This window comes from Streptomyces sp. NPDC104106, from assembly GCF_055584345.1.
The window spans coordinates 405524-421239 of the sequence record NZ_JBVJMF010000005.1 but is presented as its reverse complement, the minus strand read 5'-3'; the positions used below and the strand labels follow the sequence as shown (position 1 = coordinate 421239).

The 15716-nt window shown below is 72.9% G+C and carries 18 protein-coding genes; 16 read left to right on the top strand and 2 right to left on the bottom strand.

Features of this window, described 5'->3' with window-relative positions; genetic code table 11:
• Nucleotides 1-151 precede the first annotated feature (151 nt).
• From ACZ60X_RS15520 to ACZ60X_RS15470, 11 genes are all read left to right on the top strand, one after another.
• The gene (locus tag ACZ60X_RS15520; RefSeq protein ID WP_469598443.1) at nt 152-481 is read left to right on the top strand and encodes a pilus assembly protein; all 330 of its coding nucleotides are present in this window, start codon (nt 152-154) and stop codon (nt 479-481) included.
• A gap of 1 nt (nt 482) precedes the next feature.
• Entirely contained in the window at nt 483-833 is a 351-nt protein-coding gene (locus tag ACZ60X_RS15515; RefSeq protein WP_469598280.1) for a TadE/TadG family type IV pilus assembly protein, read from the top strand.
• An 18-nt stretch (nt 834-851) separates the two neighbouring features.
• Entirely contained in the window at nt 852-2189 is a 1338-nt protein-coding gene (locus tag ACZ60X_RS15510) for a CpaF family protein (RefSeq protein WP_469598278.1), read from the top strand.
• Nucleotides 2190-2199: 10 nt separating this feature from the next.
• On the top strand, nt 2200-3144 hold the full coding sequence (locus tag ACZ60X_RS15505) for a type II secretion system F family protein (RefSeq protein ID WP_469598276.1): 945 nt from the start codon (nt 2200-2202) through the stop codon (nt 3142-3144).
• A gap of 31 nt (nt 3145-3175) precedes the next feature.
• Nucleotides 3176-4063, top strand: a complete 888-nt coding sequence (locus tag ACZ60X_RS15500) for a DUF5936 domain-containing protein (protein ID WP_469598441.1) — start codon at nt 3176-3178, stop codon at nt 4061-4063.
• 7 nt (nt 4064-4070) lie between these two features.
• Nucleotides 4071-5513, top strand: coding sequence for a sensor histidine kinase (locus ACZ60X_RS15495; RefSeq protein ID WP_469598274.1), 1443 nt, complete (start codon nt 4071-4073; stop codon nt 5511-5513).
• Nucleotides 5510-6253 carry a response regulator gene (locus ACZ60X_RS15490; RefSeq protein ID WP_469598272.1) on the top strand — a complete coding sequence of 248 codons (744 nt, stop codon included), beginning with the start codon at nt 5510-5512 and terminating at the stop codon, nt 6251-6253. The genes ACZ60X_RS15495 and ACZ60X_RS15490 overlap by 4 nt, the downstream gene beginning before the upstream one ends.
• Before the next feature lie 110 nt (nt 6254-6363).
• Nucleotides 6364-6561 carry a Flp family type IVb pilin gene (locus ACZ60X_RS15485; protein ID WP_469598269.1) on the top strand — a complete coding sequence of 66 codons (198 nt, stop codon included), beginning with the start codon at nt 6364-6366 and terminating at the stop codon, nt 6559-6561.
• The gene (locus ACZ60X_RS15480) at nt 6558-7160 is read left to right on the top strand and encodes a pilus assembly protein TadG-related protein (protein WP_469598439.1); all 603 of its coding nucleotides are present in this window, start codon (nt 6558-6560) and stop codon (nt 7158-7160) included. Before ACZ60X_RS15485 ends, ACZ60X_RS15480 begins: the two co-directional genes overlap by 4 nt.
• Nucleotides 7161-7204: 44 nt before the next feature.
• Nucleotides 7205-7789, top strand: coding sequence for a hypothetical protein (locus ACZ60X_RS15475; protein WP_469598267.1), 585 nt, complete (start codon nt 7205-7207; stop codon nt 7787-7789).
• A 7-nt stretch (nt 7790-7796) separates the two neighbouring features.
• Entirely contained in the window at nt 7797-8408 is a 612-nt protein-coding gene (locus ACZ60X_RS15470; RefSeq protein WP_469598265.1) for an OmpA family protein, read from the top strand.
• Between the two features lie 207 nt (nt 8409-8615).
• On the opposite strand, the gene ACZ60X_RS15465 is transcribed toward ACZ60X_RS15470, so the two are convergent.
• Nucleotides 8616-9581 carry a LysR family transcriptional regulator gene (locus ACZ60X_RS15465; protein ID WP_469598263.1) on the bottom strand — a complete coding sequence of 322 codons (966 nt, stop codon included), beginning with the start codon at nt 9579-9581 and terminating at the stop codon, nt 8616-8618.
• A gap of 95 nt (nt 9582-9676) precedes the next feature.
• Between ACZ60X_RS15465 and ACZ60X_RS15460 the strand changes: the two genes are divergently transcribed.
• Together ACZ60X_RS15460 and ACZ60X_RS15455 are read left to right on the top strand one after the other, a co-directional pair.
• A complete protein-coding gene (locus ACZ60X_RS15460) occupies nt 9677-10801 on the top strand; it encodes a YeiH family protein (RefSeq protein ID WP_469598261.1) in 1125 nt (374 codons plus the stop codon).
• Between the two features lie 203 nt (nt 10802-11004).
• Nucleotides 11005-11397 carry a peptidoglycan-binding domain-containing protein gene (locus tag ACZ60X_RS15455; protein ID WP_469598259.1) on the top strand — a complete coding sequence of 131 codons (393 nt, stop codon included), beginning with the start codon at nt 11005-11007 and terminating at the stop codon, nt 11395-11397.
• Between the two features lie 233 nt (nt 11398-11630).
• Here ACZ60X_RS15455 and ACZ60X_RS15450 read toward each other — a convergent pair whose 3' ends face one another.
• Entirely contained in the window at nt 11631-12005 is a 375-nt protein-coding gene (locus ACZ60X_RS15450) for a DUF192 domain-containing protein (RefSeq protein ID WP_469598256.1), read from the bottom strand.
• Here ACZ60X_RS15450 and ACZ60X_RS15445 point away from each other — a divergent pair.
• From ACZ60X_RS15445 to ACZ60X_RS15435, 3 genes are all read left to right on the top strand, one after another.
• Nucleotides 11976-12986: an LLM class flavin-dependent oxidoreductase gene (locus ACZ60X_RS15445; protein WP_469598253.1), complete on the top strand. Its 1011-nt coding sequence runs from the start codon at nt 11976-11978 to the stop codon at nt 12984-12986. The two genes, ACZ60X_RS15450 and ACZ60X_RS15445, sit on opposite strands and share 30 nt — an antisense overlap.
• 424 nt (nt 12987-13410) lie before the next feature.
• Entirely contained in the window at nt 13411-14193 is a 783-nt protein-coding gene (locus ACZ60X_RS15440; protein WP_469598250.1) for a methyltransferase domain-containing protein, read from the top strand.
• 733 nt (nt 14194-14926) lie between these two features.
• Nucleotides 14927-15700 (top strand): isoprenyl transferase, encoded by a 774-nt coding sequence (locus tag ACZ60X_RS15435; protein ID WP_469598247.1) that lies wholly within the window; start codon nt 14927-14929, stop codon nt 15698-15700.
• Nucleotides 15701-15716 lie beyond the last annotated feature (16 nt).

Below are 15716 nucleotides of genomic sequence, written 5' to 3'. Positions count from 1 at the left end.
GAGGAGGGCGGGAGAGGGCTGGGGTTGCGGCTGGGGCCCGGTCCGGGGTCGGGGACGCGTGCTGGGCCGGGAGCAGGGGAAGGGGCGAGGGCCGGTTCAGGGGGTGGGCACGGGGCGCGATCGGGGGCAGGTGAGCGTCGAGTTTCTCGGGATGATGCCGCTGATCATCCTGACGCTGGTGCTCATGTGGCAGGCCGTGCTCGTGGGGTACGCCCTCACGCTCGCGGGGAATGCTGCGGACGAGGGCGTGCGGGCGGGGACGGCGGCGCCCCGGGGGGAGCGGTACGGGGTGTGCCGGCAGGCCGCGTTGCGGCATCTGTCGGGGGCGTGGCGAGGGGGTGCCAGCGTGAGCGGGTGTGACCAGAGCGGCTATGTGACCGTGGACGTGGGCGTCAAGGTCCCCGTCCTCTTCCCCGGCTCCGTCGACTTCCCCCTCACCGTGCACGGGCACGCCGGGGCCGTGGAGGAGGTGAAGCACTGAGATGCCGTACCGGCGCGCACGTCGTGACAGGGACAGGGGCCAAGTGGCCATCGAGTACCTGGGGTTCGTCCCGGTCCTGCTGATCGTCGGGCTGGCCGGCATCCAGATCGGCGCCGTCGCCTACGCCGCCGAACAGGCCGGTACGGCGGCCCGGGCCGGAGCGCGCGCCGCTTCGCTCCGGCAGGACGCCCAGCAGGCCTGTGCCGGAGCCGTGAGCAGCGGGATCACGGTGAGCTGTGCGACCGGGGGCGGCGGCGACACCGTGACCGTCACGGCCACCGTCCGCATCCCGAAGATCGTCTGGGACTTCGGCGACGCCACCAAGACCGCCACCATGCCCCTCGACCACTGAGCCGAAAGAAGCGCATCCATGAGTCTGCGGGCACGCATCAGCACCCCGGAGGAGCACGCCAGCCGGGGCGAGGACGGGCATCTGGTCGCCTCCTACCGGGCCAAACTCCTGGAGGAGATCGACCTCGCGGAGATGAGTTCGCTCGCCGCCGCCGAGCGCCGGGCGCGGCTGGAACGGGTGCTCGGGCACATCATCAGCCGCGAGGGGCCGGTGCTGTCGACCGTCGAGCGCTCACAGCTGATCCGCCGGGTCGTGGACGAGGCGCTGGGCCTCGGCATCCTGGAACCGCTGCTGGAGGACGCGTCGATCACCGAGATCATGGTGAACGGCCCGGACGCGATCTTCGTGGAGCGCGGCGGCCGGGTCGAGCAGCTGCCGTTGCGTTTCGTCTCCGCCGACCAGCTCATGCAGACCATCGAGCGGATCGTGTCGACGGTCAACCGCCGGGTGGACGAGTCGAACCCGATGGTCGACGCCCGCCTTCCCTCCGGCGAGCGCGTCAACGTGATCATCCCGCCGCTGTCCCTGACCGGCCCGACCCTCACCATCCGCCGCTTCCCGCGCTCCTTCACCCTCCAGGAGCTGATCTCCTTCGGCTCGTTGGACGAGCACATGGTGTACCTGCTGGCGGGCCTGGTGCAGGCCAAGTTCAACATCATCGTCTCGGGGGCGACGGGCACCGGGAAGACGACCCTGCTCAACGCCCTGTCCGGGCTGATCCCGCCGCACGAGCGCATCATCACCATCGAGGACTCCGCCGAACTCCAGCTCCAGCAGTCGCACGTGGTCCGCCTGGAGTCCCGCCCGCCGAACGTCGAGGGCCAGGGCCAGGTCACCATCCGCGACCTCGTGCGCAACTCGCTGCGCATGCGGCCCGACCGGATCGTGGTCGGCGAGGTGCGCGGCGGCGAGTCCCTCGACATGCTCCAGGCGATGTCGACGGGCCACGACGGCTCGCTCGCCACCGTCCACGCCAACAGCGCGGAGGACGCCCTGACCCGGCTGCAGACCCTCGCCTCCATGTCCGACGTCGAAGTCCCCTTCATCGCCCTGCACGACCAGATCAACAGCGCCGTCGACGTCATCGTCCAGCTCACCCGGTTCGCCGACGGCGCCCGCCGCATCACCGAGATCGCCCTGCTCGACAGCCACGGCGGAGAGCCGTACCGGCTGGCGACCGTGGCCCGGTTCGAGGCCCGGCCGATGACCCCGGACGGCCAGGTCCACGGCACCTTCGCGTACTTCCCGCTCCCGCGCCGCACCGCCGACCGCCTCTACATGGCGAGCCAGCCCGTCCCGCAGGCCTTCGGCGTCGCCCGTACGACGGACCAGCTCGCCACCCGAGAAGCCAGGTAGGACCCGGACCATGGAACTGAACACCCTCGTCCAGCTCACCACCGGTGTGACGCTGCTGGCCTGCGTCCTCGCGGTGGCCGGGCTGCACGCCTACGCCTCGGGCCGGGCCCAGCGCGCCGCCCTCGTGGACCGGCTCACGCACACCGGCCCGGCACCGGCGTACGGCCGCCGGCGCCGCTTCCGCGACCTCGACCGGCGACTGCGCCGTACCCGCTTCGGCCGCTGGCTGGAGAGGCGGCTGGCCGCCACCGGGCTGGACGTCACCCCGGGCGAGTTCTTCGTCGCCATGCTCGTCACGGTCGCCGCGCTCTGGCTGATCGGCCAGGCCGCCCTCGCCCCCTTCTTCGGGCCGCTCGCCGGGCTCTGCGGCATCTGGGCGGCCGTGCAGTTCCTGAACTGGCAGCGCCGCAAGCGCATCGAGCGGTTCATCGGCCAACTTCCCGAGCTGGCCCGCATCCTGGCCAACGCCACCCAGGCCGGCCTCGCCCTGCGCACCGCGATCGGCATGGCGGCCGAGGAGCTGGAGGCCCCGGCCGGCGAGGAGCTGGGCAAGGTCTCCGACCAGTTGGCGATCGGCCACTCCCTGGACGAGGCCCTCGGCGAACTGGCCGACCGGCTCCCCTCCCGCGAACTGGTCGTCCTCGTCACGACCCTGGTCCTGTCGAACCGGGCCGGCGGCCAGGTCGTCTCCGCCCTGCGGAACCTCACCGAGACCCTGGAGGAACGCAAGGAGACCCGGCGCGAGATCCGCACCCAGCTCTCCCAGGTGACCATGACCTCGTACGCCGTCCCCGTGCTCGGCGTCGGCGCGCTGTTCCTGATGAACGGCGTCAAGAGCGGCGCGCTGGACCGGATGACCGGCTCGCCGGCCGGGCAGATCTGCGTGATCGTCGCGTTCGGGCTGTACGCCGTCGGCTTCGTCCTCATCCGGCGGCTGAGCCGGATCGACGTCTGAGAGGGGCGACAGCCCGATGGTGGCTCCGATGGTGGGAATCCTGCTCGCCCTGCTGATGGGCCTCGGTGTCTGGGGCGCCTTCACCGGCGTCCGCATGTACCGCGCGGACGTCGAGCTCCCCGGCGACCTCGCCGTCGCCCTGGAGGTCGGCGCGACCCGCACCGGCGCGGTCGGCTCGGTCATCGACCGCATGGGCATGCGCTACGCCCCCGCCGTGCTGCGCCTGATGGGCCCGCGCCTGGTCGCCAGGTACCGGCGCAGGATCGACCTCGCGGGCAACCCCGGCGGCCTGACCATCGACCGCTACGCGGCCCGCCGCGCGGTCTACGGCGCGCTCGGCGCCGTCGGTTTCCTGGTCTTCCTGCTGCGCGGCCAGTGGTTCGTGGCCGTGCTGCTGCTGGCGTTCGGCGCGTTCTGGACGGAGGTCGGGATCTGGTCGGCGATCCGGGTCCGCAAGGACGTCATCGAGCGCACCCTGCCGGACTTCCTCGACGTGCTCGCGGTCGTGGTCAGCGCCGGGCTCGGCTTCCGGCAGGCGCTGGACCGGGTGGCCTCGCACTACGAGGGCCCCTGGGCCGACGAACTGCGCATCACCCTGCGCCAGATGGACCTCGGCATGAGCCGCCGCCAGGCCTTCGCCGAGCTGCGGCGGCGCAACGACTCCGAGCAGGTGGCGATGTTCGTGACGGCACTGCAGCAGGGGGAGGAACTGGGTGCCCCGATCGTCGACACGCTCGTCTCCCTGGCGAAGGACATGCGCCGCACCGACGCCCAGAACGCCCGCCGCAAGGCCGCCCGCGCGGTGCCCAAGGCCACCTTGATGATCACCACGTTCATGGTCCCGGCCACGATGCTCCTGCTCGGCGCGGGCCTGATCCTGGGCTCCGGGGTCGACTTCGGCTCGCTCACGGGGAAGTGAGGCGGAAGTGACGGTGGCCGGGGTGACGGGGCGGAGCGGGGGGTCTGTCGGCGTGTGGCTGAAGGGGGTCGGCGGCGGCGTCAGGGGCCGTGTCGCACGCCGTGCAGGACGGCGGGCCGACAGCACAGTGGAAGCGTCCGCCGCCGACGAACCCGGCGAACTCACCGTCCCCGCCGCGCCCTCCACCCCCTCCCAGCCCTCCGTACGGATCCAGGTCGGCGCGCTCCAGGCGATGTGCCGGCAGGTCTTCGGATTCCGGCTGGCGATGATCGCCCTGGCGGCACCGGCGGCCCTGCTCCACGCGGCCCCCGGGCTGGGCGTGCGCCTGGTCGGCGGGGCCGTGGTCGTCACCTTCATGGCGTCCTACGTCCTCTTCCGCGACTGGGAACGCTTCGGACCCCTCCTCCTCGGCCACCCCAGCCTCCTCGCCGCCGACACCCTGATCGGCTCCCTCCTGCTCGTCTCGGCCGGGCCGGACACCACGCTCGCCTACGTCAGCGTCTGCACCCCGCTGCTGGCCGGACTGGTCTACAGCTGGCGGGGCGCGGCCTGCTTCGCCTCCCTGCAGTCCCTGATCCTGCTGCTGGTCCACGCCACCCTGAAGGCCGACCGGCACGCCCCCGTCGCCGAGGCCCTGCTCCTGCCGGGCCTCTGCGTCATCTCCGGCGCCATGGGCTCGACGCTGCGGGGCCTGATGCTCCGCTTCGGCGCCGCGACCCAGGCCCTGACCGAGACCCAGACCCGCCTCGCGGCGGCCGAGGCGGTGAGCGCGGAACGGGCCCGGCTGGCACGCGAGATGCACGACTCCGTGGCCAAGACCCTGTACGGCGTGGCCCTGGCGGCGGACGGCCTCGCCGCCACCGCCTCGGCCGACTCCCCCGACCCGGCCCGCATCCGCTCCCAGGCCGGCCTCGTCTCCCGCTCGGCCCGCAGGGCGGCGACGGAGTCGAGGGAACTCCTGAGGGACCTACGGCGGGAAGCGGTGCCGTACGACGGGGCGGACGCGCCCGTGTGGTCCCCGTGGTCCGAACTGCGGTCGTACACCGATGACTTCGCGGCCCGTACGGGTCTCAGGGTGACGTGCTCGCTCCCCACCGGTGACGATCCGCCCCTGCCCGCCCCCCTGGCCCGCCACCTCCTCGCCATCGCGGCGGAGGCGCTGGAGAACGCTGACCGGCACGCGTCCGCGGCGCACGTGGAGGTCCGTGCGGCGGTCCACGGCGACCTGCTGCGCCTGTCCGTCCTCGACGACGGCCGGGGTCTGCCGCCCGGCACCACGCTGGACCGGCTCCGCGCCCGCGGTCACTTCGGCCTGCTCGGCATGGTGGAGCGGGCGGCGCAGGCGGGCGCCCGGATCCGGATCGGCAGGGGCGGCCGCGAACGGGGCACGGAGGTGCGCGTGGAGCTACACCTGCCCGTCGTGGCCGGGCCCGAGAGGAGGCACCGATGAACCCCTTCCCGTCGCGCGAGGCCGGCGCCCCGCCGCCGCTGCGGTTGCTGGTGGCCGACGACAACCCCGTGGTCCGGGCGGGCCTGACGGCTCTGCTGTCCGGCCGGACGGACACCGCCGTGGTGGCGGAGGCGGCGGACGGCCGCGAGGCGTACGAGGCGGCGCTGCGGCACCGCCCGGACGTCATCCTCCTCGACGTCCGGATGCCGGGAGTCGACGGGATCTCCGCGCTGCCGCACCTGGTGCGGCTGGCGCCCGTCATGATGCTCACCTACAGCCATGAGACGCAGACCGTGCGGGAGGCGTTGCGGCTGGGCGCCGGGGGCTATCTGGTGCACGGCGAGTTCACCACGGAGCAGTTGGTCCGGGCCGTACGGGATGTGCGGGAGGGGCGGCCGCATGTGACGCCGGGGGCGGCGAAGGCGTTGCTGGAAACCCTCAGATCAAATGCACCTGCACACACGGATCCCCAACCACCCCCTATTTTACGGGAAAGTGCAACCCGACAGCTTTCGCATGTGCAACCATCTGTGGGACAGTCGTCGCGGTCCCGGTACCGGCTGAGCGTGAGGGAGGCGGAGATCATGGACCTCATCGCGTCCGGCATGACCAACCAGCAGATCGCCGCCGCCTGCTTCATCAGCGAGAAGACGGTCAAGAACCACATCAACCGCATCTTCGCCAAGCTCCACTCCACCACCAGGTCCCAGGCCGCGGCGAAGTGGCTGGGGGTGGCGTGACATGGGCAACGGCGGCGAATGGGCCTGGGGTTGGGCCCCGGGACCCTGTGGCGGCCGCCGCGTGCGGCCGTACGGTGCCCGGATCGGAGGCGAAGCCGGAGGGGACAGCCGTGAGCAAATGGTTCAACACCACCGTCGCGTACCTGCAGACCCGCGCAGCCCGCAGCGACCGGGGGCAGACCGCGGTGGAGTACCTCGGCATCATCGCGGTGGTCGTGGCGATCGTGCTGGCGATCACCGGTACGAGCATCGGGCAGACGATCTTCGACGCGATCACGAGGAAGATCTCCCAGGTCACCGGCGGCTGATCTCTCCACACGGCGACGCGGGGCAGGCCTTCCCCATCTACCTCACGGTGGTGGCGGGCCTGCTCTTTCTCGCTCTGGCGTACCTCGCGGTCGGCCAGGCCTCCGTGAACCGCGGCGGCGCCCAGACGGCCGCGGACGCGGCGGCCCTCGCCGCGGCCCAGAACACGCGCCACCAGCTCACGGAGGCGTGGCTGAAGGTCCTGCTGGACCCGACGAAGTGGCAGAACATCCTCGACGGCACGTCGCCGATCGCCGACCCGACCGCCCCGTGCGGGCGGGCCGCGGCACTCGCCACGCAGAACGACGCCCGGCTGAGTGCCTGCTTCTCCCCGGAGTCCCTGAAGTACCGGGCCGACGTGCAGACGAACAAGTCCGTCGGCCGGTCCGTCGTCCCCGGGACCGAGAACGTCAAGTCGACGGCGCACGCCATCGCCGAGATCGAACCCCTCTGCCCGTTCAAGCTCCCCGACGCGGGCGGCAAAGGCGCGAATCTGCCCGACCTCACCTGCAAGGCCAAGGTCTGGCATCTCAAGGCCGGCGGTGATCCGTCGGGGCTGCCGAAGCCGGAAGACCTCTTCGACGTCCATCTGGCCGGCTGAGCCGACCGACAACCGATCGATGATTGATTGAAGGAAGCGGAGCGATGAGCATTCGGTTCACTGCGAAGGCCCGCAGGGGGATGGTCGCATGGGCTCTCGTGGCTGGTCTGGCCGTCGGTGTGGCCGGTTGTGGGGGCAGCGGCGGCGGTGACGACAAGAAGCCGAACAGCTCGCCGTCCGTCTCCCGGTCGGGCGGGGCAGGCCCCAGTGCCCAGGAGGGGCAGTCGGAGCAGCCGCTTGCCGAGGTGAGGGGATCGGACGGACTGGATCTCCAGATCACCTCCGCACAACGGGACTCGGGCGGATTCCTCACCGTCAACGGCACGATGAAGAACGACGGCTCGCAGATCGTGGTGATCCCGTCCGCCCTGAGTGGCAACGAGACCGAGATCATCAAGAACGGCAAGTCCCTGGGCGGTGCCACCCTGGTCGACGCGCAGGGCAAGAAGCGGTACTACGTGCTGCGGGACACCGACGGCCGCCCGCTGACCACCACCGGATTCACGACGCTCCAGGCCGGCGCCACCCTGGCGGTGTTCATGCAGTTCCCGGCACCGCCCGCGAACACCTCCGCGGTGGAGTTCCAGCTGCCGACCTTCTCCTCCGCCACCATCAAGATCTCCGGGTGACGCGCCAGTGACCACCACCCGCCTCACACTCACCCTCTCCGTGGCCGCCCTCCTCCTCTCCGCCATCCCGGCCCGGGCCGACGGCACCGGCCCCAGCCAGCCCCCCGACACCGCGCCCTCCGCCTCCGCGCCGGTCAGGATCGACCCGACCTCCCCGAACCTCAAGCTCCCCGAGGGCGCCACCCTCGCCGCCCCCAAGGTGCTGGACATCAAGTCGGTCGTGGAGGACCAGAGCGGGGACGAACGCCGCGAGGACACCAACGCGGACGTGACCTTCGCGCTCCAGGCGGAGGTGCTGTTCGGCAAGGACAGCGCCAAGCTCGGCGACGACGCCAAGGCCCGGATCGCCACCATCGCCGAGGAGATCAAGAAGCAGAACGCGACCCAGGTCAGGGTCTTCGGCTTCACCGACAACCTCGGCTCCTCCGCCCACGGCGACATCCTGTCCAGGCAGCGTGCGAACGCCGTCCAGGCCGTCCTGGACCAGGACCTGAACGACCCGAACGTCACCTTCGAAGTCCGTGGTTACGGCGAGCAGTTCCCGATCGCCGACAACTCCACCGAGGAGGGCCGCCGGAAGAACCGCCGCGTGGAGGTGTCCTTCCCCCGCACCTCCTAGGGTTGGGCCGGGGCTCCCCGGCCATGAGCCGTCTCCCCTCGGCCCAGGGCCGCCGGGGCGTTGAACCGATGGGCGGTGCGTGGCGGGGCACGGGCGCCGGCGAAGCCGCGGGTGCTGCCCGGATTCCCGCACGAGAGGCTCCCCGCCCTCGGCGAGAGCCGGTGCCCCGGGGGCGCGGCGAGGCCGGCATCGCCGTTCCGTGGGGCCCTACGGTCGGGGCGGCCGTTCTCTGCCGACCACCCGGCGGGCCACCGTGACGAGTTCCGCCGCCGGGCCCACCAGGCGCCGCCCCGTCGGCCAGACCGCGCGCAGGTCGCGTGTGAGGTCGACGCCCGCGACGTCCACGCCGATCAGCCGGCCCTCCGCGATGTCCCCGCGGACGGCCAGCTCACTCAGGACGGACGGCCCGGTGCCGGCGATCACCGCGCCGCGCACGGCGGCCGTCGAGCCGAGTTCCACCAGGGGCCGGACGCGTTCACAGCCGGCCAGGTGCAGGGCGCGGTCCAGGGTCTGCCGCGTGCCGGAACCGCTCTCGCGCAGCACCAGCGGCGCACGGGCCAGCTCCTGCGCCGACAAGGGCTCGCGTCGCCGCGCCCACGGGTGACCGGGGTCGACCACGACCACGAGCCGGTCCTCGGCCACCTGCCGGGTGGACATCACACGGGACAGGCGCGGCCCCTCGATGAACCCGATGTCGGCCGCGCCCGACTCGACCAGCTCGGGCACGTGCTCGCTGTTGGTCACCTGCAGCCCGATGTACAGCTCCGGCCTGCGGCCGCGCAGCTCGCTGATCCAGGCGGGCAGCAGGTACTCCGCGATGGTCAGGCTCGCCGCGACGCGCAGTTCGGCCTCCCGCCGGTCACGCAGCTCGGCCGCCCCGGTGAGCAGCTCGTCCAGGTCGTCCAGGACCCGCCGGGCGTGTCCGGCGACGACCTGGCCGGCGAGCGTCAGCCGGGAGCCGCGGCGGGTCCGGTCGACCAGCACCAGTCCCAGCCCGCGTTCCATCGTGGACATCCGGCGGCTGGCGGACGGCTGGGAGATCCGCAGCCGCTCGGCCGCCCGGCCGAGGCTCCCCAGGTCGGCCACGAGGACGAGGAGCCGCAAGGACTCCAGGTCGGGGGCGCGCAGGGGAGGGGAGGCGAGACGGGGATCCGGCGCGGGGGAATCGGTCACAGCGCCAGCGTATGGGCGGGTCATACGGACACGCTATGAGCTGGTGCTCGATCGGGGGCTACAGCACGGCGCCGGGGCCGCACAGAGTGGTGATCATGAAGGACGTCAGCCTCTCCCGGTCAGGGACCACCCAGCCGCCCCGCGCCGCCACCGCCCGAAGGCCCGCCACCGCCCGCCGGCCCGGCGCCGCCCTCGTCGTCCCGCTCCCGGGGTTGGGCCTCGCCGTCGGGGTCGCCCTCGTCGCGGCCGCGCTGGGCCGGCTGGTCCCCGTCGTCGGCGGGCCGGTGTGCGCGATCGTGCTCGGGGTGCTGGTGGCGGTCGCCGTGCGCCCCGGCGACCGGCTGCGGCCCGGCATCGCCTTCGCCGGGCGGGGAGTGCTCCAGGCCGCGGTGGTCGTCCTGGGCGCCCAGCTGTCCCTGGGCCAGGTGCTGCGGGTCGGTGCCGGCTCGCTGCCGGTGATGCTCGTGACCCTCGCGGTCTGCCTGGCGGCGGCGTACGGGATCGGACGGCGCCTCGGTGTCGTCGGCGACCTGCGCACCCTGATCGGGGTGGGCACCGGCATCTGCGGTGCCTCAGCGATCGCCGCGGTCACGCCGGTCATCGGCGCGGCCGAGGCGGAGGTGGCCTACGCCGTCTCCACGATCTTCGTCTTCAACGTCGCCGCGGTGCTGACCTTCCCCGTCCTCGGGCATCTGCTGGGCATGGGGCAGCACGCCTTCGGCCTGTTCGCCGGCACCGCGGTCAACGACATGTCGTCGGTGGTCGCCGCCGCCACCACCTACGGCGGTCCGGCGGCCGACTACGCGGTGGTGGTCAAGCTGGCCCGCACGCTGCTGATCATCCCCGTCTGCCTGGGCCTCGCCGCCCTCGCCCGCCGCCGCGCGCGGACGGCGTACGCGCCGGCCGACGGCGGCCCGGCGGGTTCCGGGCAGGCCCCGGCCGGCCCGGTGCGCGTCGGCCGACTGGTGCCGTGGTTCCTCCTCGGCTTCCTCGTCCTCGCGGCCGCGAACACGGCCGGCCTCGTCCCGCCCGGCGCCCACGGCCCGCTCGGCACGCTCGCCGTCTTCCTGATCACCGTCGCGCTGTCCGCGATCGGGCTGTCCACCGAACCCTCCAGACTGCGCCGTACCGGCCCCGCACCCCTGCTGCTCGGGGGCTGCCTGTGGCTGGTGGTGTCCGCCACCAGCCTGGCCGTGCAGTTCCTGGCCCGGCACCTGTGACCTTCGCGCGCCAGGCGGCCTCCCCGCCGAGACGACCCGGCTCTGCCACGAGGGTTTACCCTCCGCCGTCTCCTACGTCCCAGGTTTACGGCGACTTCCCCCAGCCGTGGGACGCCCGGCGCCCGGTGCCGCGCGTAGTGTCCCGGACATCCCATCGCAGCGGGGTGACCGACCGGCTGCGACGTCCTATACGGGGAGAAAGCATGACTCTCACGTCACTTGCCGTCAGGGCCGGTCTCGTGGCCGCGGGCGCGGCACTCGCCGCGACCACGGCCCTGGCGGGCAGCGCCAGCGCGTCGACCTCCGCGTCCTACATCGGCCCGGGCTACCCCAACAACGCCCACGGCGTGTGGTGTGCCCAGCACCTGATGAACGACTACGCGCACGCGCTGGGTTACTCCAACGCCGAACAGGAGGACGGCGCGTTCGGCCCGCTCACCGAGTCGTGGATCAAGTGGTTCCAGGGCGAGGTCGGCCTCAAGGCCGACGGCATCGTCGGCCCGGCCACCGGCAAGGCACTGCTGACCCACGGCGATCAGTACTACGGCGGTCACCACTACTGCTTCACGTACCTGCCCACGCCGAAGGGCTGGTGACCGGCTGACTCGGGGCGGGGACCCGGCGTCCCCGCCCCACCGCCGGCCGCAGACCCAGGGGCACGTGCATGTCGAGGACCACACGACCGCGCCCACTCGATGCCGAGGCGCTGGAAGACCAGGGCCCGCCCACCCACCGGTCCGCCACGCCGACCGCGGTCACCGTGGGCCGCCGGGGCGAACTCAACGTCTTCGCCCTGGTCGCCGAACGGCACCGCGCCGGGTCCGCGCGGTTACCCCGGCTCGACACTCACCCGCACCCCCGCCCGTACCCCCCACCCCGCCATCGTCCCCGCCTCCGCTTCCAGCACGTGCCGGGCGCGCGGGCGGGGCAGGCCCAGGCGGCCGGGGGGCATGGTGCGGACGGCGAGGACGGTCAGGTGGCGGTCCAGGTAGGCGACGTCGATCGGGATGCGCATCCCGAACGTGTGCACCCCGCTCGCCGGCGACAGCAGCATCGCCCCGCCGACCGCGTCCCGGCCGAGCAGACCCTTCGTCCGGGCGCGGTAGGAGGCGGCGATCTCCAGCGGTACGGCCGTGTCCGTCCCGCCCGGTGGGGCCTGCACGATCAGTGTGCCGTGTCCGTCCCGCCAGCGTGTGCGTCCCATCTCCCCGCCCGTCCTCCCGCTCGCCGCCCCCAACAGGGCCGATGCCTAAACACGTTGCCGATTCACTTCCTCCCCACTAGGAAGGCCGACATGACTGAACTCGGTGCCGTGTTCCGCCCCCAGCTTCCCCCCGAGCGGCTGCGCGCCGTCGCAACGGCCGCGGAGGAGGCGGGGCTCGACGAGCTGTGGCTGTGGGAGGACTGCTTCCTGGAGGGCGGCGTCTCGACCGCCGCCGCGGCACTCGCCTGGACCGAGCGGATGCGTGTCGGGGTCGGGCTGCTGCCCGTCCCGCTCCGGAACGCGGCCCTCACCGCCATGGAGACCGCCTCCCTGCACCGGATGTTCCCCGGCCGCGCCACCGTCGTCGTCGGGCACGGCGTGCAGGACTGGATGGGCCAGGTCGGCGCTCGCGCCGCCTCCCCGCTCACCCTCCTCGGCGAGCACCTCGACGCCCTGCGCGCCCTTCTGCGCGGCGAACGGCTCACCGTGCGGGGGCGGTACGTGTCCCTGGACGACGTCGCCCTCGACTGGCCGCCGCCGCGGCCGGTGCCCGTCCTCACCGGCGCCACCGGCCCCCGCACCCTCCGCCTTTCCGGCGCCAGGTCGGACGGCACCCTCCTCACCTCCGCGACCCCGCCGGACGGCGTACGACAGGCGCGGCGGCTCATCGAGGAGGGGCAGCGCGAGGCCGGGCGCGCCGGCGAACCGCACCAGGTCGTCGTCTATCTGCTGACCGCGACGGGAGCCGGTGCCGGGTCCCGGCTGCGGGCCGAACTCGCCGCCGCGGGGCTGGAGTCGGTGCCCGGCCTCGGCGCCGCGGGCGACGCGGCCGCCGTGGCCGAGGCCGTACGGCGCCTCGTCGAGGCCGGCGCCGACACGGTCGTCCTCCAGCCGACCGCCGACGAACCCGACCCCGAGGCCTTCGTACGCTTCACCGCCGAGGAGGTCCGCCCCCTGGTCCCGCGCGCCCCCCGCCCATGACCGCCCCCCGACCCGCCTGCCTTCCCCGCCTCCCGTGGGAGCCGTGTTGTACGACCCGGGCGGGATTCTGCACCCCACCCTGGAACCCTGCCTGTTGTGCGGCGGCGCGCTTGACGCACGCGCATGTGCCGCGCGCCGTCCGTGCCCCCTTTGAGCGGGTCCCGCGGGCGGCGACACTGCGGCCCCTCGCGGTTCGGGGGGTTGCCGGCGGAGGTGCGGGAGGCGCGGTACCGGCCGGAGGGAGCACCGCGGGCCGGCGGCTGCCGGCCGCCGGACTGCTCGACGTCCCGACCGTCGAGGCGGCGTACGCGCCGGCCGGTCCCGAACTGCGAGATGCCGGCCGGTGAGCCACGTGGGCACCGGCGGGCCGGCGGAGCGAGGAAAACCGCAGGCGGGGCCGGCCGCGGGCTGCGAGCATGGGGGCATGGCAGCGGAGCGTTCCTTCGAGGATCTCGTGGCGGAGGGGGCCGCCGTACCGACCGAGGGGTGGGACTTCTCGTGGTTCGGGGGGCGGGCCACCGAACAGCGGCCCTCGTGGGGGTACGCCGGGTCGGCGGGGGAGCGGCTGGCCCGGGCGCGGGCGGCGCTGGCCATCCAGACCGGCGGCGGCGAGGTGCTGGACTTCGCCCTGGGCCGGGCCGAGCCGGACCGCCCGGTGCTGGTCGCCGCGACCGAGGGCTGGCCGCCGAATGTCGCCAAGGCCACGGCGCTGCTGCGGCCGCGCGGCGTGGTGGTCGTCGCCGCCCCGGACCAGGCGCCGCTGCCGTTCGCCGACGAGGCCTTCGACCTGTGCCTGAGCCGGCATCCGGTGCGCCCGCACTGGGCGGAGATCGCGCGGGTGCTGCGTCCCGGCGGCACGTACTTCGCCCAGCACGTCGGACCGGCCAGCGTCTTCGAACTCGTTGAGTTCTTCCTCGGGCCGCAGTCCGCAGAGGTGCGGGCCGGCCGGGACCCCGAGCGGGAGCGGGCCGCGGCGGAGGCGGCGGGGCTGGAGGTCGTCGGACTGCGGACCGAGCGGCTGCGGACGGAGTTCCACGACATCGCCGCGGTCGTCCACTTCCTGCGCAAGGTGGTCTGGATGGTCCCGGACTTCACGGTGGAGGCGTACGAGCCCCAACTCCGCGCGCTGCACGAGCGGATCGAGCGCGAGGGTTCGTTCGTGGCGCACAGCTCCCGGCACCTCTTCGACGCCCGCAGGGCGGGATGAATCCATCCTCGGTCAGGCCGTGCCTCCCCGGGGTTTCCACATTGTTATCCGCTCGGGTTCACATCCGCCTCACCGGTCACGTAAGTTCAGACCAAGGGTAATTCGCGTGAGCAAAGCTGCGCGGCCGGTACCGCGCAGTGGAGGGGGCTGCGCGGTGCTGTGGGCCCGTTCGATCCCCGTCCGCCGCGGCTGACGGAGGCGTCAAGACGCCGTTCACGGGCCGGGTAGCCCGTCGGGGGGACCTGCAACCAACTCGCCGCACAGTCCCCAATATGGCCCAAACCTTACGAACTCTTCCGAATCGGCTCGCTTCCGACCGGTTCTCCCGGGGATTCCGCTGTGAATCGGCCATGAGGCACCCCTGAATCGGGCCTTCCGCGGCCATCGGGGCGTCGCCGGGCGATTTCGGAGAGTAGTTGTTGCACGCCGATGCACCCACCATCCCTTACGAAGGGTTATGGTGGAAACCCCCCCTCGGGCCGGTCCGTCTCCCCCCCACGGACCGGCCCGTTTTTTCGTGGCCCCGACTCCGGAACCGCTCGGCGCGGGCCGCGCGTCCCCACTCAAAGGCCGCGGAAAGCGCCCCCGGCCCGCATCCGACGGCGAACCGGACGAACCCCCCGCCCCCCAAACCCCGAGCCGGTACCAGGCCCCGAGCAGCGGTAGGCTCAACGGCTCAGGCGCCGCACGGCTCCGGCACCTGCTCACCCCCGCCAATCCCCCGGAGGGCCACGTGAACCTGCGCGACACCCTGCGCAGCCTGCTCGTCAGGCTCTACGCACGCCGGGTGGAAGGCCACCTGGACCACGCTCAGGTGCCCAAGCACATCGGCGTCATCATGGACGGCAACCGCCGCTGGGCGAAGGCGTCCGGCTCGACCACCGTCCACGGCCACCGGGCCGGTGCCGACAAGATCGAGGAGTTCCTCGGCTGGTGCACCGAGACCGACGTCGAAGTCGTCACCCTCTGGCTGCTGTCCACGGACAACTTCGACCGTCCGCAGGAGGAACTGGTCCCCCTGCTCGGCATCATCGAGGACGTCGTGCGCAGCCTCGCCGCCGACGGCCGCTGGCGCGTGCACCATGTGGGCGCGCTCGACCTGCTGCCGAGCGGGATGCAGCACACACTGAAGGAGGCCGAGGAGGCCACCGCCCACATCGACGGAATAGTGGTCAACGTGGCCATCGGCTACGGCGGCCGGCAGGAGATCGCCGACGCCGTGCGCTCCATGCTGCTCGACGCGCACGACCGCGGTGTGCCGATGGAGGACCTCGCCGACTCCGTCGACATCGACATGATCGGCCGTCACCTCTACACCAGCGACCAGCCCGACCCGGACCTCGTCATCCGCACCAGCGGCGAACAGCGGCTGTCCGGATTCATGCTCTGGCAGACCGCCCACTCCGAGTACTACTTCTGCGAGGTCTTCTGGCCGGCCTTCCGCAAGGTCGACTTCCTGCGCGCCCTGCGCGACTACGCCGCACGTCACCGCCGTTACGGCGGCTGAGCCCGCCGCACGCCCC